The sequence below is a fragment of the Paraglaciecola aquimarina genome, from assembly GCF_032464635.1.
In the GTDB taxonomy this organism is placed as follows: domain Bacteria; phylum Pseudomonadota; class Gammaproteobacteria; order Enterobacterales; family Alteromonadaceae; genus Paraglaciecola; species Paraglaciecola aquimarina.
The window spans coordinates 3,693,705-3,714,616 of the sequence record NZ_JAWDIO010000002.1; the positions used below are offsets into that span (position 1 = coordinate 3,693,705).

Annotated in this window: 17 protein-coding genes, 1 tRNA gene, 1 pseudogene and 1 riboswitch; of the genes and pseudogenes, 2 read left to right on the forward strand and 17 right to left on the reverse strand. The window is 38.9% G+C overall.

Features of this window, described 5'->3' with window-relative positions:
* Window positions 1-249 precede the first annotated feature (249 nt).
* The 16 genes from RS130_RS18230 to RS130_RS18305 form a co-directional block, all read right to left on the reverse strand.
* Window positions 250-2,571 carry an alpha-amylase family protein gene (locus tag RS130_RS18230; protein WP_316027110.1) on the reverse strand — a complete coding sequence of 774 codons (2,322 nt, stop codon included), beginning with the start codon at window positions 2,569-2,571 and terminating at the stop codon, window positions 250-252.
* Complete coding sequence (locus RS130_RS18235; RefSeq protein WP_316027111.1) at window positions 2,571-3,986, reverse strand: arylsulfatase; 1,416 nt, start codon at window positions 3,984-3,986, stop codon at window positions 2,571-2,573. Before RS130_RS18235 ends, RS130_RS18230 begins: the two co-directional genes overlap by 1 nt.
* 37 nt (window positions 3,987-4,023) lie before the next feature.
* Window positions 4,024-4,245 carry a beta-galactosidase small subunit-related protein gene (locus tag RS130_RS18240; protein WP_316027112.1) on the reverse strand — a complete coding sequence of 74 codons (222 nt, stop codon included), beginning with the start codon at window positions 4,243-4,245 and terminating at the stop codon, window positions 4,024-4,026.
* Window positions 4,242-5,864 carry a beta-galactosidase small subunit-related protein gene (locus RS130_RS18245; RefSeq protein WP_316027113.1) on the reverse strand — a complete coding sequence of 541 codons (1,623 nt, stop codon included), beginning with the start codon at window positions 5,862-5,864 and terminating at the stop codon, window positions 4,242-4,244. Before RS130_RS18245 ends, RS130_RS18240 begins: the two co-directional genes overlap by 4 nt.
* Entirely contained in the window at window positions 5,836-7,305 is a 1,470-nt protein-coding gene (locus tag RS130_RS18250) for a sugar-binding domain-containing protein (RefSeq protein ID WP_316027114.1), read from the reverse strand. Before RS130_RS18250 ends, RS130_RS18245 begins: the two co-directional genes overlap by 29 nt.
* A 66-nt stretch (window positions 7,306-7,371) precedes the next feature.
* Complete coding sequence (locus tag RS130_RS18255) at window positions 7,372-7,674, reverse strand: hypothetical protein (RefSeq protein ID WP_316027115.1); 303 nt, start codon at window positions 7,672-7,674, stop codon at window positions 7,372-7,374.
* On the reverse strand, window positions 7,656-8,429 hold the full coding sequence (locus RS130_RS18260) for an alpha-1,3-galactosidase-related protein (protein ID WP_316027116.1): 774 nt from the start codon (window positions 8,427-8,429) through the stop codon (window positions 7,656-7,658). The genes RS130_RS18255 and RS130_RS18260 overlap by 19 nt, the downstream gene beginning before the upstream one ends.
* 52 nt (window positions 8,430-8,481) lie before the next feature.
* Window positions 8,482-8,667, reverse strand: coding sequence for a hypothetical protein (locus RS130_RS18265; protein ID WP_316027117.1), 186 nt, complete (start codon window positions 8,665-8,667; stop codon window positions 8,482-8,484).
* On the reverse strand, window positions 8,627-9,253 hold the full coding sequence (locus RS130_RS18270; RefSeq protein ID WP_316027118.1) for a glycoside hydrolase family protein: 627 nt from the start codon (window positions 9,251-9,253) through the stop codon (window positions 8,627-8,629). The genes RS130_RS18265 and RS130_RS18270 overlap by 41 nt, the downstream gene beginning before the upstream one ends.
* A 1,760-nt stretch (window positions 9,254-11,013) precedes the next feature.
* Window positions 11,014-11,089, reverse strand: a tRNA-Trp gene (locus RS130_RS18275).
* A gap of 127 nt (window positions 11,090-11,216) precedes the next feature.
* The gene (locus tag RS130_RS18280; protein WP_316027119.1) at window positions 11,217-12,053 is read right to left on the reverse strand and encodes a phosphotransferase; all 837 of its coding nucleotides are present in this window, start codon (window positions 12,051-12,053) and stop codon (window positions 11,217-11,219) included.
* A gap of 15 nt (window positions 12,054-12,068) precedes the next feature.
* Window positions 12,069-12,683 carry a nicotinamide riboside transporter PnuC gene (gene pnuC / locus RS130_RS18285; RefSeq protein ID WP_316027120.1) on the reverse strand — a complete coding sequence of 205 codons (615 nt, stop codon included), beginning with the start codon at window positions 12,681-12,683 and terminating at the stop codon, window positions 12,069-12,071.
* Window positions 12,683-12,940, reverse strand: coding sequence for a hypothetical protein (locus RS130_RS18290; protein WP_316027121.1), 258 nt, complete (start codon window positions 12,938-12,940; stop codon window positions 12,683-12,685). Before RS130_RS18290 ends, pnuC begins: the two co-directional genes overlap by 1 nt.
* Window positions 12,941-13,010: 70 nt before the next feature.
* The gene (locus RS130_RS18295) at window positions 13,011-13,727 is read right to left on the reverse strand and encodes a TonB-dependent receptor (RefSeq protein ID WP_316027122.1); all 717 of its coding nucleotides are present in this window, start codon (window positions 13,725-13,727) and stop codon (window positions 13,011-13,013) included.
* Window positions 13,724-15,157, reverse strand: coding sequence for a TonB-dependent receptor (locus tag RS130_RS18300; protein WP_316027123.1), 1,434 nt, complete (start codon window positions 15,155-15,157; stop codon window positions 13,724-13,726). The genes RS130_RS18295 and RS130_RS18300 overlap by 4 nt, the downstream gene beginning before the upstream one ends.
* Before the next feature lie 88 nt (window positions 15,158-15,245).
* A riboswitch (TPP riboswitch) is annotated at window positions 15,246-15,349 on the reverse strand.
* 101 nt (window positions 15,350-15,450) lie between these two features.
* Window positions 15,451-16,317 carry a hypothetical protein gene (locus RS130_RS18305; protein WP_316027124.1) on the reverse strand — a complete coding sequence of 289 codons (867 nt, stop codon included), beginning with the start codon at window positions 16,315-16,317 and terminating at the stop codon, window positions 15,451-15,453.
* Window positions 16,318-16,733: 416 nt separating this feature from the next.
* Here RS130_RS18305 and RS130_RS18310 point away from each other — a divergent pair.
* Together RS130_RS18310 and RS130_RS18315 are read left to right on the forward strand one after the other, a co-directional pair.
* Window positions 16,734-17,698, forward strand: a pseudogene (locus tag RS130_RS18310) (tRNA(Met) cytidine acetyltransferase TmcA domain-containing protein); the annotation flags it as partial.
* A gap of 162 nt (window positions 17,699-17,860) precedes the next feature.
* On the forward strand, window positions 17,861-18,697 hold the full coding sequence (locus RS130_RS18315) for a GNAT family N-acetyltransferase (RefSeq protein ID WP_346433347.1): 837 nt from the start codon (window positions 17,861-17,863) through the stop codon (window positions 18,695-18,697).
* Window positions 18,698-19,062: 365 nt separating this feature from the next.
* Here the strand turns inward: RS130_RS18315 and RS130_RS18320 are convergent, their stop codons facing one another.
* Complete coding sequence (locus RS130_RS18320) at window positions 19,063-20,907, reverse strand: spermidine synthase (RefSeq protein WP_316027127.1); 1,845 nt, start codon at window positions 20,905-20,907, stop codon at window positions 19,063-19,065.
* Window positions 20,908-20,912: the final 5 nt, after the last annotated feature.

Here is a 20,912-nt window from a genome sequence, read left to right on the forward strand (position 1 = left end):
TTTTGATTCGAGCTGAATCAATAGACGACAAAAAAAAACCATAAATTAAACTAATAAGCCTGATTGCTAACCAAGCTCTAATACCCTATATTCCACCTTCCTAGTTATAAACAAGTAAAAGATTAACTACTGTAGTTGCTATTTTTACCCCTGTAATTGAGCAGACAAACAAGCCCCAATAATACAAACAACACATATAAATTTATCCCCCCTCCTCCTTGACCATTAGTTCTTGGCATCGGTTCTGTTTCAGGTAGTGGGATCGGAGTTGAAGGTGTGCCAAGGTACTTCTGATGTTTCACTGGCTGTAAAGGTTAATGCTAAAAAGCGGGTTTCCATTGGCGCTAAGACAAAAGTTAAATTAGATGTTTGACCCAGTAGCAAATTATCTGCAACTAATTCGAACCCTTCATCTCGGCTTGATAACGTGACTGTTGATAACTCTTTTCCAGCGTTAACCAATGAAGTTACTACGCTTCCATCCTCTCGTTTGGCACTGCGCCATGCTACTGTTTTTGTGCCTGTATGATTTAATTGCTCTACGTTAAATTTAGGCAGTAAATTGTCCTCCTTCGCTTTATCCATCAGTTGATTATGTAAATCAGTTTCATCTGTATATTCAACAACTAAACCTTTACCTGCTGTCAATTCTACAGCCCGAGCCATGCCATATTCGTTGTACTGTAAACTCTTCGCATCTTTAAATACCACACCACCTCGATCAACATATGCTTGAATGGCGGCAAACTCAGCGTCAGTTACGTATTCAGTTTGACTGATCACTACTATGCCCCAATCATCGGCTTTTTTATTCAGAATGTTTTGTGTTACAAAACCCAAGGCCATGCCATCAAAATATAGATGTTTATAACTATCACGAATGGAAGTCATATAATCTTGTTGGGCAATTGCACTGCTTTCTGAATAAAAGATCCGAATGGGTTTCGGCTGATTTTGCAACAAAACAATATCTTCGCCATGGGCAGACAAGTCCATAAAAGTGCGAGTAACTGCATGTAAAACTAAAGGTTGTTGAGAAGCCGCCACTATATGTGATGAGCCATATCCTCCTCGTTTTAACGTTGAACCGTCTGCGTCCCTTCCCCATACCCAAGTAGAAGTGCCAGACAATCCATGAGTTGCCGCCAACCAATAAACAGCCGAAACATAGTTAGGATTAATATCTTTTAATTGAAAACCGCCATTCATTAAAAAGTGGTTCTCAGAATCCCACAGTAGCTGTCCTAGTTGTACCGAACTAAAAAAGTCAAAGGACATCATAGGACTTTGCCAGTCAAAACTATAATCCGTAAGATATTCTGGTGTTTTCCATGCGTGGGTATAACTGGATTCAGCATCAAAACCGATAATATCGCCAAGCTCTAATAGTGCTTCAAAATCCATACCATGATCACGGGCATTTTCGTTCCACAACCAAGGCATCAGTTTTATGTGAGTTTTTGCTTCACTATCATGTTTATCAATTTCGTCATTCAAAAATACAAACCAATCCACTACCCGAGATTGATTAAATCGAGCCCAATCAAACCAGATGGCGGTACCTTTTAAGTTACTGGCGATGGGAATCGCTAACTCAACGGAATCAAAATCATTAAAAGAGGTATCCCACAAATTATTTAAACTAGCAATTTCACCATGTTTATCCGCTAACCAAACTCGAAACTTAGCCATTGTGGAATTAGATACAGGCCCACTATTCCACTTTCCTTCCTCTGTGAAAAAGCTAGGTTCATTGAACAACATGTAACCTAGTTCGGTGGATCGTTGACCTTTTAATTCTGGGACAAAAGCATCAAACATTGCAGAGTAAAGCAATCGAGCATCAGGGTTATCAATATCAAATTTACTAAATAAGCGCTCGCCTACGGTAAAATCCACATAATTCTCATGCGCCCAGTTTGGAATAGCAGAATGAGAGACAAATACCTGTCCAATTCGCTTGTCATCCTTTTTAGCTTTTACATCTGCTATGGCCCATTGATTAACGTCAAGTTGTTCATTAGTAATATGATTTGGCGCAATATATTGACTACTTAGATTGCCAAAATATTGATTAGTGGCTTCTTCGTCTGTTTTCCAAGTATAAGAAGCAATAAATACAGGCTTACCATCTTGCCATAGTTGCCCGTCACTTAATTCCACTTTGCCAAAGTCAGCCACTACCGCAGGTTTACGAACAATATCCCCAGCAATCACTAAAGTCAGTTCATCAATAGATTGACTCAACAAGGTATTTACTGAATCTCGTTCAAACACGGGTAACGCAGCTGCGTGCGCGGCTGGATCAGATTTATAAACAGGGTGGACGGCATAGAAAGCTTCATTTGTACTTTGATTGACTTCGTCCCAATCCGCCCAAATTAAAAACTGTTCTGCTGTACGTATTGTCATTTTTTCTCGTTCAGCATCTATTTTTTGATTTTCAGCTTCACTAATCAAGGCTTTTAATGTTGTTATTTTTTCCTCAATACTTTGTGCACAGGCAAACGAAGAACAAACTAAAAGACTGGTAACTAGCAGGTATTTAACGCGTAATATTAGCTGCTTCATTATTTACCCCCAGTGTTTTTTTTGGTTTTCCATACACCACCAGCGAAGGGGTAGCGAGAATTTAAGGTGCTTTCACGTTTTAAAATCAACTCTGCTTGTGCAACCAACTTAGGATGAGCAGCGGCGACATCTTTTTGTTCTAACAGATCATCCTCTAAGTTGTACAGTTCTGTTTTATATTGATTGGCATAACGCACGGCTTTCCAATTATCCATTCTCACAGCCTGTCTAAAACCTTTAACGGTTGTACCCTCTTGAATTTCCCAATATAAAAATTCATGCTTAGTTTGTTTTTCGCCTAAGGCTTCCGGTAAAAATGAAATGCCATCACTCTGCATTGGGGTATTGGTATTGGCTAACTCAGCTAATGTTGGCATCACATCGTAAAATGCCGCTAGATGATCAGTTTTGCCCGGTTTGATTTTACCTTTCCAAAAGGCAATGGCTGGAATACGTACCCCACCTTCGTAGACGTCACGTTTATAACCTTTTAGCCCTCCAGAACTTTCAAAAAAGTGGCGATCGTGATGGTTTTCATTGTGCGGGCCATTATCACTAGTGAATAAAATAAAGGTGTTTTCCAGTTCACCTAGTTGCTCTAATTTATCTAACAAACGTTGAATCTGTTGATCTAGCATTGTGATTCGAGCGGCGTGTCTACGCTCTATTTCTGGCCATTCTTGTTTATGTTCTGGGTATAAATCATTTTTACTTAAAAAGAACTCATGCGCATGAGGAGAGCGATAACTCATGTATAAAAAGAAGGGCTGGTTAGTTTTTTTACCATCTAGAAAACCTAATGCATGATTAGTACGAAACTCATCTAAACATGAATACTTATTGTAATCGTAAAATGCTGAGCTTGTTCTACCGTCAATGGTTAACCAATGTTCACGTTCATCATACGTATCGCCAGAGGCAGATTTACCCCATTGCTCTTGCAATGCATAATCAAATCCGCGGCCTTGGGCCCAAGTTGAGGTGTCTTCTGGTACACCCAAATGCCATTTACCCACCATACCGGTTTGATATCCAGCATCTTTTAACATTTCTGCCAGCGTAACTTCATTCTTTTTAAGGGCAACCCTGCCCCACTTACCTTCCTCGCTGTAACCATGATTTCCACGAATACTGGCATGTCCTGTGTGTTGGCCTGTCATCAATACCGCTCGTGAAGGCGCGCAGACAGATGTACCAGCATAAAAATCGGTAAATAACATGCCTTGCTCGGCTAATTTATCTATATTGGGGGTTTTAATGACCTTTTGACCATAGGCACCTAATTCGCCATATCCCATGTCATCGGCGAGTAAAATGATGATATTGGGCTTTTTGCTTTTTTGAGTATCAGCCGCTTGTGTATTAAAACTCAATATACTTAAGCTAATAACTAATATAATTAATCGAACATTCATTGTTTAAAACCTTTTAATTTTATTACGGGTGTATTCTTCATTCTTGTTCGGCAAACAAAGTAAAAGAGTATTGGTAGTGTTTATCCAGTAATCGATATCTCTTGATAGGTGCCGCCAGAGCACTCCAAGAATCAGTTCCCCCTACACCGGCTTGCAGAAAATCGATGTTTACAGTCAGGTAATCGGCAGCCGTTAAATCTGTGGTGACTTTACTACTGGCAATATTCTCAGCTGTCCATGGCCATACCGAGACACTCAAGGGTTGTGCCCCCTGACTGCCATAGTTAACCCTGTTTTATTCGTTAAAGTTAACCATTCGACATCAGTGTGGTTACCATTTTCTTGAGGTTTAACATAGGAATGAACAAAATCTAAAACAGTCCCCTGATAAACATCTACATCAGCAGCTTTGCTTCTATCACTGTAATTTTCGAAAGGTCCACGTCCATAAAAAGACATATTTGTTAGCTGTTTAGCTACTTTAGCCGTCATACCTACTTTGACTAATTCAGGAACTTGTTCAGAGATATTTAAATCCATTGAAACATTAACTTTACCATCACCCAAAATAAAATAACTTAAGGTCAAGTGAACCAATTCTTGATAACTATATTTTGCCGATACCATAACTTGATTATGCTTAGTTGAATCCACAGTAAAGTCATCTAACTCCAGATTGGCTGGTAGGTCTTTCCATATCGCCATTTTTTTATGGGTATTCCAACCAGCTTTATCATTATCAGTTTGCGGGCGCCAAAAATTAGGCTCTAAAGCCTGAACAAAAATTGGAATATCCTTGTAACTGTATGCCTGTAGATATCCAGAATTTTTGTCAAAGCGAAGCTGCGCCACATCAGATTTAACTAACAGAATGCTTTCATTATCGGTAATTTCTAATGCAATATCGCTAGTGTTTTCTATTGGTTTAGCTTTATGAAAAGGTAACTGAAATTGTTGTTTCGCGATCTCAAATCCAGCTTCACTCCACTGATTATTTTGTAGAGAATGCAAAGTGAGTTTTAGCCAATACTTAGCCCCTAACTTTATAGTGGGGTTAACGAAAGGTATGGTTAACTCTTTGCTTTCTTGGGCAGCTAATGCAAAGTTTGTTACCTCGCCTTGTTGAATTTGTTCTCCGTCCTCAGACAAAGTCCAACGAAGCTGATAATGCTTTAAGTCATCGAAGAAAAATCGGTTTTTTAATAACACTTTGCCTTTTGATAAGTCGACTTCAGTCACTTTTATGGGCTGGAAAACATATTTTGCTTCCCACAAAGCTGGTTTTGCATCGCCGTACGAATCAACTACACCATTGATACAGAAATTTCCGTCGTTTGGAGAATCACCAAACCAACCTCCATAAACCAAGACATTTTCATTTTGCTTCGTTTTTTGTTCAATACCTTGGTCTTTCCAATCCCATACAAAACCACCCACTAAGTTGTCACGCTGCCAGATAAGATCCCAATACTCGCTCACATTACCAAACGAGTTGCCCATAGCGTGGGCATACTCAACCATCAATATAGGACGTTTAATATAAGGGCTATCAGATAAGTCTTTTAATTGTTCAATAGATGGATACATGCGACTGATCATATCCACCCAAGGTAAGTCTGTTGGGTTGGCCAGTTCGGCAGTTAACTTTTCCGGCTCTGCCACATGATTCCAACGATTTATCACTCTTTGATATTCAGGGTGCTCAGGGGTCCCTTGCGCACCTTCGTAGTGGATAATCCGGGTGGGATCTGCATCTTTCAACCAACTAGACATGCCCGCAAAATTGGGGCCAGTGCCAGCTTCATTTCCAAAAGACCAAGAAATGATAGATGAATGATTTTTGTCGCGTTCAAACATACGGATAATCCGCTCTGACATAGCATGATCTCCACTGCGGCATATTGGCTTGTAATCCGCCCACTGTATGCGTCTCAATGTTTGCTTCATCCATCACATACAAACCATATTCATCACACAAGTCATAAAAATATGGATCGTTGGGATAATGAGATGCACGCACTGCGTTAAAATTAAAACGTTTCATCATTTCGACGTCTTTGCGGATCTCTTCCCGAGTAACCGTTTTACCACCCGTAGGACTGTGGTCATGACGATTTACACCAATGATTTTAATACTCTGGCCATTGACTAAAATTTGTCCTTTTTCGTTGTACGACACTTCTCTAAACCCTACTCGAGTGCTTCTTACGTCTTGAGTTTTACCATCATCGTCAATAAGTGAGAGTGTCAATGTGTATAAATAAGGGGTTTCCGACGTCCAATGTTTAGGCTGGCTAACTGTTGCTTGAATAATGTTAAATGGATAGGAATCTCGTTGAGGATGTATCACCCTAGTCAGTATTTTTGCATCTTCTTCTAAGCCATCCAATTCAATAAGCTTACCTTGATGGTTAAATAATTGGGCTGACACTTTCCAGCCAGTTAAATCGGCTTTGGCTAAATTGCTCAATTCTGGCTTAATCTGTAATTTGGCACTTTCAAACTTGTCATCAAAGCGCGTTCTTACTGCAAAATCATTAATGGCTACTTTTGGTTGAGCCAATAACAACACTTCTCTATGGATACCGCTCATACGCCAGTGGTCTTGGTCTTCTAAATAACTACCATCACTCCAACGTAAAACCTGTACTGCTAGTTTATTTTTACCTGTTTTAATAAATTGACTAATATCAAACTCAGAAGGCAATCTAGAGCCTTGGCTATACCCTATGCGTACACCATTCACCCATACATAAAACGCCGAACTTACTCCGCCAAAATGCAATATGACCTGTTGTGACTGCCAATGTTGTGGAACAGTAAACTCCCTTAAATAAGAGCCAACAGGGTTATCTCGGGTGACATTGGGGATTTGAATGTCTTTAATATCTGATAAAAAAGGATAAGTTTTATTACTGTAGATGGGAGTACCAAAACCTTGCATCTCCCAATTTGAAGGCACACTAATATCACTCCAACTTGAAGCATCAAAACCTTCTTGAAAGAATGTAGTCGGTCTTTTAGCCACATCTTCGACATAGTTAAACTTCCACTGACCGTTTAAACTAATTAACTTTGATGCTTGTCTATCGTAAGTTTTAGCGGCCGATACGCTCTCGAAAGAATAACTCGTGGCACGAGCGGGTAACTTGTTGACTTGAATAACTTCTGGGTTTTCCCAATCATTTTTAAGCCATACATTAGGTTGACTAGTGCTAGCTAAATCGACAACTTGTTGAGCATTGTTGTTGCAAGCGACTAAAATTAAGCTTGCAACTATCCCGCCCGCTACGCAGCAGGTTTTAAAAATTTTATTCATTAGTGTCCTCTAAGGCAGCGAAACGCTGCCAATAGGTAAAGGTTCTATGTTTGTGTTTATATAGCGTTAGTGTTTATGTGGTGTTTCAGTTTTGAAGCCAACATATGTATTGTTTTCTTCAATTACCACATTGTCACTGTAATTCACATTAAAGAATTCTTTGTTAAGCTTGCGCGCAGGATAAGCATTGGTTTTAACAATTCTATTGTTGCGAAATACTAAGCCATCAACGGAGAATAAATCTAAAATCAATCCATTGTCATAAACATTGAACGTGTTGTTTTCAATAAGAATATTTTTGTTATAACGAGCTTTATCACGATACTTCTCTGAAATACCTGCGGCGACGTCTAAAACAGCATCCCCCACACACCAAATACTGAATTATCGAAAGTATTGTTGCGGATAACCACGTCACTTACGCCACCTTGTTCAAACCAAAACTCTGCATCACCTTCAAATAAAATTGCCGCTCCAGGAGAATGAAAGTAATTGTCTTCCACAACTGTTTTACCTCGACAATTCAACAACATGCCTCGAGCTCTGTTACGACGAATAGTGTTACCTTTTATTAATACCGTAGGATAGTCACGGACTTCTGCAACCGAATCACCTACGGCAAAACGTTTATCTAACGTGTCTTCAAATACCACGCGGGTGATTTCTTTGCTGATCCTATCAACTTGAGCCACTTGATTGGTACCATAGGTAATCATACTTGGGCCTTGAACCAGCTCTAATGTGTCGCCTTGGTCAATAAAACGAAATCCAAATTGATGTGGGTGCTGTACACGTACTTCAATGGTTTTGTCATCGATGATTGAATCAACCATGGCGTATATACCGTGAATATTGGTAGCATCATCTTTTTGATTTTCAAACAGGTTGTTTATTAGATTAATTTCCCCCGTACAATTTACGAAATGGGTCGCGTCTGCAGTAGTACTAATATAACGAGTACCAGAGGGGGTGACGGCGCTATTTTTGACTGTGACATTATGGCAATTTTCTCCCAAAATCCCCATACCGCCAGAGTGATGTAAGGTGATATTGTCGAATACCACATCTGCACTTTCAGTCACGGTAAAACCTACGTAATCACGTCTTGCTGGCGCAAACGTCATAATATTACCCACAGTGCCAGACACCTTGGGGTGTTTAATTCGGATCTTACGTTTACCAAGGTAAATGTTCAGCTAATAGCGCTCCATCAACACCTATGTCATATACCATATAAGCCGTTTCACGTTTGTCTACGTCAAACTCTAACAAACTTTTATAGGTATACTTTTTCTCAACATCTTTACGACGTTCTAACCTTTCAAATACAGGATATCCAAGGTGGTAATTCTCGGATACCAACAAACTCCAAAATGCCACCGCGGGTAATTTTATAGGGAAACTCCTCGCCCATTTGTAAATCCATAAACCCTTCACCAACAGCTAGAATTTTACCTTCTTGATGAAAAGGACGTTCGAAATCTACAGAGAAGTTTCTAAAGCTTACATGCTTAGAGTCCTTAACCAAGAAAGGATTCATAAATCCGTGGAAAACAAACTCTGAACCTTGTCCGTCTATTTCAATATTTTCTATGCCGTCAAAAGGAAACCCTACTCGTTTTAACCCCTCGTCATTATTGCTCACATATAAATAATGCTCTTGTGCTCTAGTGGGATAAAAATCATAGCGCCCCTTTGGAAATACAATTTTAGTCGCCTTGCTTTGTTTAGCTTTTTCGATAAGTTTTACCACAGCATAGGTGCTATCGGACTTGTCGTCTTTGCTAATACCATAATCCGCAACATTAAGTACTGTATTACTTGCTGCTACAACACTCGTTTGTTTAGTGTTTACTTGAGCACAACCAAGCAAATTTAAGCCACCAGTGATCAGTAATACCAAAGCGGTTGAGCGATTAAGTGTTTTATTCCAATTAAAGCCAGTCATTTATTTACCTATTTTTAGCAGTGAAATAGAGAAAAATGCCAAAAAAGCTAATTTCTATAATTACGATGACATATTTTTAACATGTCTACAGGCCAACTTGCAACAACAATCTAAACGTTTACATTTGATTCCCAAAACTAAGTAGCACTATTTTTTAATGAAGATTATTGGAGCTAGATAAAGAAATTATCCGTTAGCTGACCAATATAAAGAATCTGCGTGTTTGAGTGGGAGATTGCACAAATAGAACAAATTAAATCAACACTTAGACACACCATGGGGATTCCATACTTATGGCCAATCATCAGCGAGGCTTAAGTCTTTCTATTAAATTATTTCCACTCAATACTAGAAAAATCAGTTATTTGAAAGTACTGCCTTCACTAAACCTACTTGGTAAGGCTACAATGTTATCGACTGTCCCATGTTTTGTTGCGTTAACATATTGACAGAATTGACTATATTATTATTGCTTAAATCACGAATAAAATCGTTTTTTCTACCTTCCATAGTTCACTAAACTGACTACAGTTTGATTATCAATATTAACCACTTGTCGCCACTTTACTGTTTTATCAGTGCTTTTTACTGCACTTTGTTGCAGTACTCACCCACTAACATTTGTGGTAACAGGTCTCGTTCTGCAACTAAGTGCAAAGCTAAATCCAGTATTTTTCTATCTACTAAATCAACTAATAATTTGCCCTTTGACGCTTTCAGAACGGTAGCGTGTGATTGACCATATTCATTAAGCTTCAGACTGTCCTGCTCAACAATGATACTACCAGCTGAATCTAATAACCTTGCAAAGCTGATAATTCACTAGATGTTACATACCTTGCATTTCTCACTACAATGACAGGCCAATCAACTTGTTGTTTATTTGAAATATTTTGAGTTACAACCCCAATGACAATCCTTCAAATGCAATATTTTCGTATACCTAGGCTAGTCATGTAATGACTTTGATTAATTGCAGAGGTATTTGAAACAAAGTATCCACTAGAACTAAAAAACTGAGGCTTTACAGAGCTAATCTTTGGATGTTTTTGCTCAGCAGTCACTTCCATGATTGAAAAAGTAAAGGGGCAATGCATAAGGAATAAAGCGTTTTCATGTTATTTCTCGTACTGAAGCAATATTTATCTAGCGCATACTAAACATATCAAACCTAACAATATAAACGTTTACACAAATAAATATTCCAATAAATTTTTTATTCGAAATAAAACTTAAAAATAAAAAGCTAGAGCTGCAGTGGGTAATTAAATGATTTAACCTCAGTTCTAGATAAGAAAGGTCGAAATAGTAGAATATTCAAATATATTTTAAGTAGTTATAAAAATACTGTTTAATATCAAGCTACATTAGGGTAAGTGATGCTATTTTTGTTCAAATCGAGCTATTCATAATGCTGTCTAGTCGCTTTAAACTCATGATGAATAACGCTAAAAGGGGCGTATATAGCGTTGCCTTATCCAAATGAAGGGAATTTAACCAAAGAGTTATTAATAGAAATATCAGGGGAATAAGGTAAGCTCGCATAATTCTTGTACATGCCCCTTCGAGCGTATTCTACGGCTCAACTTGTTCCAATTAGTAGCATGCGGACTGTCCATGCCCTCACCTACTTCGTATGTTCAGGAATATTCCGGACATTTTTGTCGAACCGTGAGGTTCTTTTCCTCCACCCAAAGGTTTCTGGGCTCTAAAGAACAGGCATAAAAAATCGCAGCCTTGTGCGATTTCTGTATATTTGTTGGCAGGGGTGGAGGGATTCGAACCCCAACCGTCGGTTTTGGAGACCGCCGTTCTACCAATTGGAACTACACCCCTTCTGACCGGCTGAATTATACTTTATGCCCCGCCAAAGGTAAAGCAGTTTTAGCGCATATTGTCAGTCAGCCATACTGTTCGCACATTTTTTAAACTAAATGATTGGATTAAGCACAATTAAGTAGGCTCAATTGAGACTAGCTTGTTTATCTGCCGCCATGAACCACAGTTTATTAGTGAATTCGACTAAGGGCTTCATTAGGCCAACTTGACTAATCACTCGTGCTAACGGCAAATCAGAGAGGTTTGCATACTCTAATAATAATATTTGCTCACATTCTATACTTGCTGTATTGACCAATAAACTAGACGCTATGTCAAAATAACGATTTGAAAATGCAGCATATTCCCAATCGAAAATGACTTCACTAGGACTTAATAGCACATGTTGTAAGGACAAATCGTTGTGACACACGCAAGAGTTAGATCCGTGATTGGCATTGTCTGCGGAATACCAAATATCAGTCCATTGACTAATATTCAGTTGTTCAGCAGCCGATAATTTGAGTTTAGCAATAGCAATATATTCTTGCCATTTTTGTGGTAAATCTAATGGCAAGAAATTAAGAATTGGCGTATTACCAAGCTTATGTATTCGTAAAAGAGAGCGAGCTAACTGGCGGTACTTGTGTGCTACATCTACTTGCTCATCAAGCAAAGATTGCCCCTCTACCCAGTCATCCACCTGAAACTGATGCTTATTCGATAAGTAACAAGGCTGAGGAGCTAGACCTAGCTTGGCTAGTTCTTTCTGCCTCAAAAACTGCTGCCTTCTATCAATTCCCCCGAGTTCATCTGGGCTAAATATTTTCACAAAATAGCGCCGTTGGTTATCTATTAATTGATAACTTTTATTTACTGCTCCACCAATGATCTCTACCAATTGACAATTGCTGGAAAACACTCCTGAAGCATGTAGTTCTGCATATATCGGTTGCAGTACCTTAATATCTACCTCTTGCACTTGGTATGACCTTGATTAGTTTTCAGCTAATTTAGTTGGCGTCTGCTGCGTTTTACCCCAATTCACATAACCATACACAGCAAAACCAAAATACAAAACTGTCAGTAATGCAGTCAGATATAGATCTTTAGCCAAATATAAATATACGGATATCGAATTAATTACAATCCAATACAGCCAGTTTTCACGTACTTTGTGGGCCACTAATACTGTGGTAAATACACTAAATACAGTGATAAAAGCATCTAAATATAGATAATTTGCATCAAATATAGAATTAGCGAGTTGAGCTAAAATGACACTTACTACAACTAAACTGGCAATTGCGCTAATATGCCTTGAATAAGGCCAAGTAATTACCTGAATATCTCGCTGTTGCGGTTTATTCCACTGCCACCAACCATAGACAGCCATGCCTATGTAATAAACATTTAGTAAAGTGTGAAATGGCAACGATACTTCCCAGAATAAATAAGTAAAAATACTGGTACTAACAAATGCACAAGGCCAACACCAAATAATTTGTTTAGCCGCTAACCAAACGTAAGCTAAAGCTAACAGCACAGCCGCCAGCTCTAACAAAGACTGCTGCTGAAATTGATTGGATATTAGCTCAAGTATTTCACTCACTAGATTTCACTCGACATCTTGTCACCGTTTAAAAACTTACAAACGAATATTCCTTGGCCAATTTCTTGGTGGCTGCGTTGCATTTCTTCAGCCAATAACTGCATGGTAGATAAATACTCGCCACATACTGTGGTACTGGTGGCGGTAGTTACAACTTTTAGATTGTCATAACTATTTAAACGGTCAATAAAGGTTTGGATCGGGGCTAAATATTGTTCGTTTAATGGGTACATAGATATTTCGGCGACTAATTTCATACTTTTCCTTAAATAAATACGAAGCATAACTTGGGCGTTAACAACAGTTAAGGCCCAATTTTTTCATTGATTAATAACTATATTTTACGTTTATGCCAACGCGGCGTGGTTCACCAAATTGCTCATAAACATGCGGAGTCCATTGATCAAGAGGATCATTACCAAAATAAAATCCTCGATTAGCATAGTCTTTATCAAACAGGTTACGGGCATAAAAACTGACACGCCAATCACTCATAACATAATCTAAACTGGTATGAACCAAAGCGATGCTGTCAGAACGATTATCGTGACCAAATGAATAATAAAAATCGTCTTTAGCATCCACTTCAAGTAACCACTTTAGGTTCTGTGACAGATCGGTAATGACGCCTAAGTTCACTTGATACTTAGGCGCGTGGGCTTGCTCTCTGCCATCAATAGTTTCTAAAACATCATTGACTTCACGCGTCATTCCTGTCACTTCAGTTCGTAAATAACCTAAGTTGGCAAATAATTCGACGCTATCTGAGGCAAGGTAATTGATGCTAACTTCCATTCCGTAGTTTTTACCATCAGCTGCGTTGTTGATAAAATCGATAAACGATTGGTCTTCTACAATGGAGTTTTTAAACTGTACATCATCACGTTCTTGATAAAAGGTACTGAAATCGAGGGTCAAAGTGCCATCTTCATTAGTCCCCTTAATACCAAACTCTAAGCCTATTAATGACTCAGCAGCAAATTCCACATTATCTAATACAGCTTGTTGTAAAACGGGATTCTCGATGTCGTCTAGCTTGCTCATGGCCTGGCCGTTAACTCCCCCATTTTATAACTTCTTACTAAGCTTAAATACAACATACTGGTATCACCTACATTTTGGTGATAGCTCAACTCTGCCCCCCAGTCATCATGATCTAAGTTTCTATCTAGAGAATTAGAATCTACATAAGACAATTCTTGTGAGGCTAATCGTAGGCTAGAAGTTAGCCATTGGGTATCAGATAACACGTGTTTATATTGGCCGAATAAAGCGTAATTTTTTCTATTCACCGAACTTAAGAATGGGCTGCTCAACCATGTATATTCACGTTGTAAATCTTCATCTTCCTTAGAATAATACAAACCAACAACCCAGTCGTTATCTACACTATCTTTGCTCGATAGCTTAATTTGTACAGAACTATCTTCACGCTCTCTGAAATAATAATCGGTAGAAGAATATTCAACGTACCAGCCATCTGGATCATTGACTGTATCCTGCGGCGCATATCCCACAAACGTCCAATCTTCATCATAGCCGTAAACTAAATCTGCTTGCATGGCACTGGCTTGAATTTGTAAATTTGCCCACTCTAAGCCTTGGTAATCGGCTGTCACGCCTAATGCTTCACTTTCTTGACTGTCGACCACAGGTTCATCTGACAAGGTAGTTCTATCTCTCGCGATAGAGAAAGTATCGTAACCATTATCAACATCAATTAAGTGCAGCACTGTTTTAATCGATAGGTTATCTGATACTTGCCAATTCAGCTTCGCTCTTGCAGTAAGTTCATCGATGCCATTAGTGTCGTCTCGGCCTAAAAACGTATTGTCGATAAAACCGTCACTTTTGTTTTTATGTACTGACAACCTATAGTCAGTTGCATCACTTATAGCGCCACCTGCGGCCACACCAACATTCCAACTATTGTAGTTAGCCACACCAAATTGAGCATTGATACTCGGAGCGTCAGAGGCTTCGGTAGTGATAACATTGATCATGCCGGCTAATCCATCAGCACCAAAGCGTGCACTATTTGGTCCTTTAAAAATCTCTACTTGTTGTACATCAAACGTACTGGCACCCGCCATTAGGCCTGAGTAATTAATACCATCTACTAAATAACCAACCGACGGGTTAACTGGATCGGTAAATTGACTACGCTCACCAATACCACGAATTTGCACGAAACGGCCGCGACTTGCGCCAGATGCAAAATTGACATTGGCAGCACGATTTAATAATTCTTCTATATGTTGAGCCTGACGTTGCTCGATGACTTGTTCGGATAATACAGAGATGCTAGCGGCCATTTCTGACAAAGGCGTAGAGGTCAAAGCTCCGTGAACGGTAATTTTTTCGACTTCTTGCGTATCGGCATATTTTTGGCCTGACGCTTCTTGAGCAAACACTTGTGAACTGGCTAATACAACACTGATTAAGCTAGCCAAAGATTTTTTACTGAAATTCATTCTAGGATCTCTTCATTAGGGAGTGAAAAGATCCGGCTTTACGGCAGATAAATGGGGGTTATATTTTTGCTATTTATTCTTGCTACTTATATAAGTGCCTTACCATTCCTACGCCGGCATTATCCGGATCAGGTTTAAGGGTTCGAAATAACGATTTCAATCTCAGCCGCTAGGGCACCCCTTGGTTTTAAGTAAGAAAATCTGTGACTTACTTAAGTGGTGGCATTCTAACAGGCAAACACATAGGTGCAAGCCGCTTTTAGAACGATAAAAGCATAACTATTAGTAAATTTTCATTTTGACCAGTTTCTGAGTGGAGAAAAGGCTCCTTCCTGAGTGATCCACACATCTCCTTTGGGCGTTACACATAAACCTTCTACTTGTTTGAATCGATCTAACAAAAAAGATTTCACCAATTTAAAATCTTGGTTGAGTATCGCGACAAAAGGATAAAATCTGCCGAGACCTTTTAGTTCGTACCCTAGCAAAATAAACCGTTTATTTTTGGCGTCATAATCACCACCTGTCACAATATCAGGTAAACCTTCAATTGATTGAAATGGTCGAATTTTTTGTTCTAAAACATCCTTTTCAAGTCGGTAAATATACAAATTGTTGGTACGCCAACTTTTAGAAAAAAGATAAAGCTGCTGCCCCATACTAACAATCGATTCAGAATCAAAATCGTGATTTAAATACTCATTCCCTTTGATTGAATTATCTAAGTAGTGGAGCCTAATGGTATTCTTTACTTGACCTAAATCTTGCTTATCAACTGTGTGGATCTGTACGAACTTTCGCTTACCATTGTTATTGCCAACATCACCGATATAAAAATGTTTCTTGTCGCCGGTTAACGACTCCCAATCTTTATTCTTAATATTTATAGGAAGTGACGACTGCAGATTACCGCTATCATCCAATTGATAAATAATAGGCTTATTGCCCGAATCATTTACGGTATAAGCACTGCCATCTTCTGGGCAATATAACGCTGACGTTTCTCTAAGCTCAGCAGGCAATGGCAACTCACTTAGAATACTAAAGTTAACGGTATTTTGAGCCACAGAGCTACATGCAGTTAAAGAATTAAACAATAAGACGATCAGTAGTAATCGATACAACAATGGCACTTCCTCACACATTTGCGGTTGATTCACAACACTACGCCAAAATGCTTAAATATATAATTGAGTTTGAACTATACATCTAACCCTTATTTATTTTGTAAATCAAGACGTTCCAATGGATAGCCAATATAATTTATGTGGGCTGTATTAGCACCTATGGAATCGAGAGTATAAATCCCTTGCAAAAGACACGCTTTATCCAAAGGTCAGAATAGACAAAAGATCAATTGGGCTTTTGTAAATGTCAATGTCTGCTATTAGAATGGCAATATGCCGTCGTAAAATAGGCCTACATATTTAACAGATAAAATCACATTCGTATTCTTATCTATCTTTGCTTAAACTAGCGCCTAATTATTCCTTAATTAATAAAGAATCAGCACACTTTGACAAGCCAATTAAAACACTGGTTAACTACACGCCAGCCTCCCCTATGCCACCGACAATTGTTAGTTATAAGTGGCGAAAAAGACTGGGCTAGAGACATTGCCTACACAACCTTTGTTCAGCCAAAGCAGTCTAGTGTGCTATGGATAGGTGACCATCCTTCAGAGGTAGCTAAAATACAGGTCAAAAATTACCGCACCGAATTGGGTCGCGAGTATGATCATGTGATTTTTGACGCGTTTGACGGGTTTAGAGCTAATGCGGCTATGGCCCTTAGTGGAACCATAAGATCTGGCGGACTCATGATTTTATTGTGCCCTGAACTTAACGAATGGAAACACTACCTTGATCCAGAACATATTAATCGCGTTTCTTTTGGTTATCGTGCAGATGACTTATATAGCCATTTTTATCACTACCTTGGTCAAATGATAAAGAAAGATGATTCAGTGGCTATGCTATCAAAACAAGAATTCATATCGCCTTCACCTGCTATACACGCGAATATAACTGCTCCATCATTTCATCAGCAAAATCAAGCAGTAGAGGCTATCTGTAAGGTGGCAACTGGCCACAACCACAGACCGCTGATCCTAAGCGCAGACAGAGGTAGAGGAAAGTCCTCTGCTTTAGGCATTGCAGCGGCCAAGCTATTGCAAACAACAACTAAAAAGATACTAGTTACCGCACCACTCTTATCGACCACGGAACAACTATTTCATCATGCTAAACGCCTCTTGCCGAAATACCAAAAGGTAAAAAACCAGTTATCATTTAATGATAGTTCTTTGCAATTCGTCGCATTAGATAAACTGTTAGCGAGTGAAGAACAAGCCGACCTCTTACTGATTGATGAAGCGGCGGCCATTCCCGTAAACATGTTGTTGAGTCTGTCTAAAAAATTCTCTCGTATCGTATTTTGCACGACTATCCATGGATATGAAGGTAGTGGTCGGGGTTTTGAATTTAGATTCAAAAAAGATTAGCAGAGTTGAAACCCGCGTTTAAGAGCATACATTTGAGTGAACCGATCCGTTGGTATGTTGATGATCCTTTAGAAAAGTTTTGGTTTACGGCGCTATGCTATTCCTCCCACCATGAAAGCGATACGCAAACCAAGTTGACTCACCATCCAATTGTTTGTCAACAACTCGACAAACAAAGACTAGCCCATTCACCGGAATTATTGAGCAAGGTTTTTTCGCTATTAATTGATGCTCACTATCAAACAAGCCCAGATGACATTCAACGCTTACTAGACGCTCCTGAATCAATTTGCTTCATTATGTTTCAAAACAACAGGGTATTGGGCGTTGCACAAGTCAATCAAGAAGGCGGTCTTAAACTAAGTGGATTAGCACCAGCTATTACTCAAGGGCAGAGAAGAGTTAAAGGGCATTTAGTGGCGCAGAACATTGCGAACTTATACAATGACGAGGCTTTTTGCACTATGCGCCAATGGCGGATCGGCAGAATTGCTATACACCCTCACTTGCAACAAATGGGTTTAGGTAGTGAGTTAATCGCATTCATTAAACAACAAGCGATAAAACATCAAACAGATTTATTAACCACTGCGTTCGGTTGTAACTCTGCATTATTGAAGTTTTGGCAACTAGCCGATTTCGAGCTAATAAAACTAAGCAATAAAGTAGAAGTATCTAGTGGTGAACATAGCTGTATATGTGTTTATTCGTTACATCAAGACGCCCAGCATACGGTAAATAATTTAACCAAAGAGTTTACCAACGAGTTGCAGTTTCAAATAGATAAAGCTTGGAAAACAATGCCCTCGACCTTGTTGGCCGATATATTGCGGTATATCGATGAGCATAATAGCGTGTCGCAAACTGACATTGTGAAACAGTACTGTGAAGGTTTTCGAAATTTAGATTCATCACAACGAGTAATAAGAAATCATATTTTTGCCAATGCTAAGGAACTGAATAAGCTAACCGATAGTGAACAAGGCATACTGGTAGCCTGCATCCTGCAAAAACAAGTCATATGCAGCTCTATCTAAAGAATTTGCACTGACGGGGAAAAAGCAAATCGAAAACGCCATTAAACAAGCACTTTTAAAAATGACTAATTGAGCGTTGATTAAATCTCCTATAGCGGCAAACATTGAAGCACAGGTCATCAAAAGGCTGATCTAGCCATCCAACTTGGAATTTCTAAATAGATAAGCATGAATCAATTTACCCTGAGTTGTGGATAAGAAGTATCGTTTAAGCTAAGCAATATAGTTCAATGATTAAGTATGTTCGGTCTAAAGAACCTCATCTAAACGTTCACACGGTGACAAGGTTTTTGGTGTATAACAATCGAACGCCGCTAGATACAAAAAGAGCGTTATCGAGAGGTTCGGCTTATCCAGGATTCAAGTTAATTTAGTACTTTCAAAATAGAAAATAAACTAGAGTAATCGTCAGTCCATTGTATCGTCTTGCTATTTTCTATTCTCAAACGACTACCTACGTTTCTAAGGGTGTGAGCATTTAATAACTCGCTATTATTACTTAGCAGCACCCATTCAGCATCATGTTCAATTTCTCCCCCAGAGGTTGAAAAAAACATCACTTGTTTAGTCAATAAGTCAGCACCTGCCATAACGACGGGTAACAAAGTCAAATGCCTATTAGAAATATGTAACATAATTGCACCATCATTCTTAAGGTGTTTTTCATACAATAAGAAAGCTTGCTGTGTTAACAAATGAGATGGTATTTGATCACCAGAAAATGCATCCACCACGATAACATCAAAGTTATTAAGCTGGCCGCTATCTGCTTCTGCTTGCAGGTTTACCCTAGCATCACCTAATGTGATGTTAACGGTAGCCTTCGAATCTTTGATAAAACTAAAATAGTGATCGGCAAATTTAACTACAGCAGGGTTTAATTCGTAAAACGTGTATGCATCACCGTCATTAGCATAAGCAGCTAATGCTCCAACACCTAGCCCCACTATCGCTACATTTAACTTTTGCCCCTTAGACAATTCAGTTAAGACCCGCTCTACCCCGGTTGACGGCCGATAATAGCTAAGAGGTGTATTCGCTGTCGCAGCGACTAGAGACTGCCCCCCATGAGCTGTAGTACCATCCACTAACCGACGTTCCCGTACATTTCCGTCAATCACTTCTTTAACCGATAACACACCGTAAAAATTGCGTTGTTTAATAACATCATATTGCTGATAAAGCGTGTTCATATAGATGAATGTACAAGCAAATATTAAAAAAGCAAAGAAGCAACTAATCGAAAGCCAATAGTGCGACACTGTCCTCGTTGAAGAAGAGCTAACACGACCTTTAGAGACTAAGTCACTTTTGTAAATTGCTGATAAGCCAAGCATGACAAATACAAAACAAAGTGCAATAGGATATTCTACAAAGTCAGTAAAACTCACCTGAGCGACGACCGAAACTAAAAAGCTCCCGAATACTCCCCCTAAAGACAAGATCAAATAGAACAACGTAGGGTTCTTATTTTCAGGCTTTAAATAACTGAGCTCGCCGTGACAAATCATAGTTGCAGCCAACAACACAAATAAATAAATGAAAATTTGCGTAAATATATCGAACTGCCCGCCAATAAAATAAATAAATAACCCGAGAAATATTGCTAGTACGTAAAGAACTAGCCAAATTTTCCGTTGATAAAGCTTCCAATCACTAAAAGCTAAAACGTAAGTGGCTAAATAAACTGCTAAGGGAGCAATCCACAGGAATGGCATTGGAGGAATATTTTGAGTCATAGCATTAGTACTAGATACCAAAATTACAACCCCTAGAGCTGACAAACAAAACCACATTAATATTACAAAAGAAGAAGTTGCTTGGTTATCACCTTTTTCCTTTAATAAACTCTCTTTTAAGGATGTGGCTTTAAATAACATAAAGCACACCACGACTAGGCAAACCACAAAAATGCCATAGCTAATTGACCAAATTAGTGTTTGAGTAGATAAATGAAGAACAGGCTCAACTATAATTGGATACGATAATAAGGCTAAGAAAGAGCCAACATTAGACATTGCATAAAGCAGATAAGGATTCCTCGCATTGCCTTCACTGCTAAACCAACTTTGTAGCAGTGGACTGGTCGACGCTAATAAAAGAAAAGGAAAACCAATACCCATACTTAGTATTTTTACAATTTCAAGCGTGGGTAACTTTCCATCCACTAACACGTGCAGACTAACAAACTCTATAGGTAAGCTTGTCAAACTTA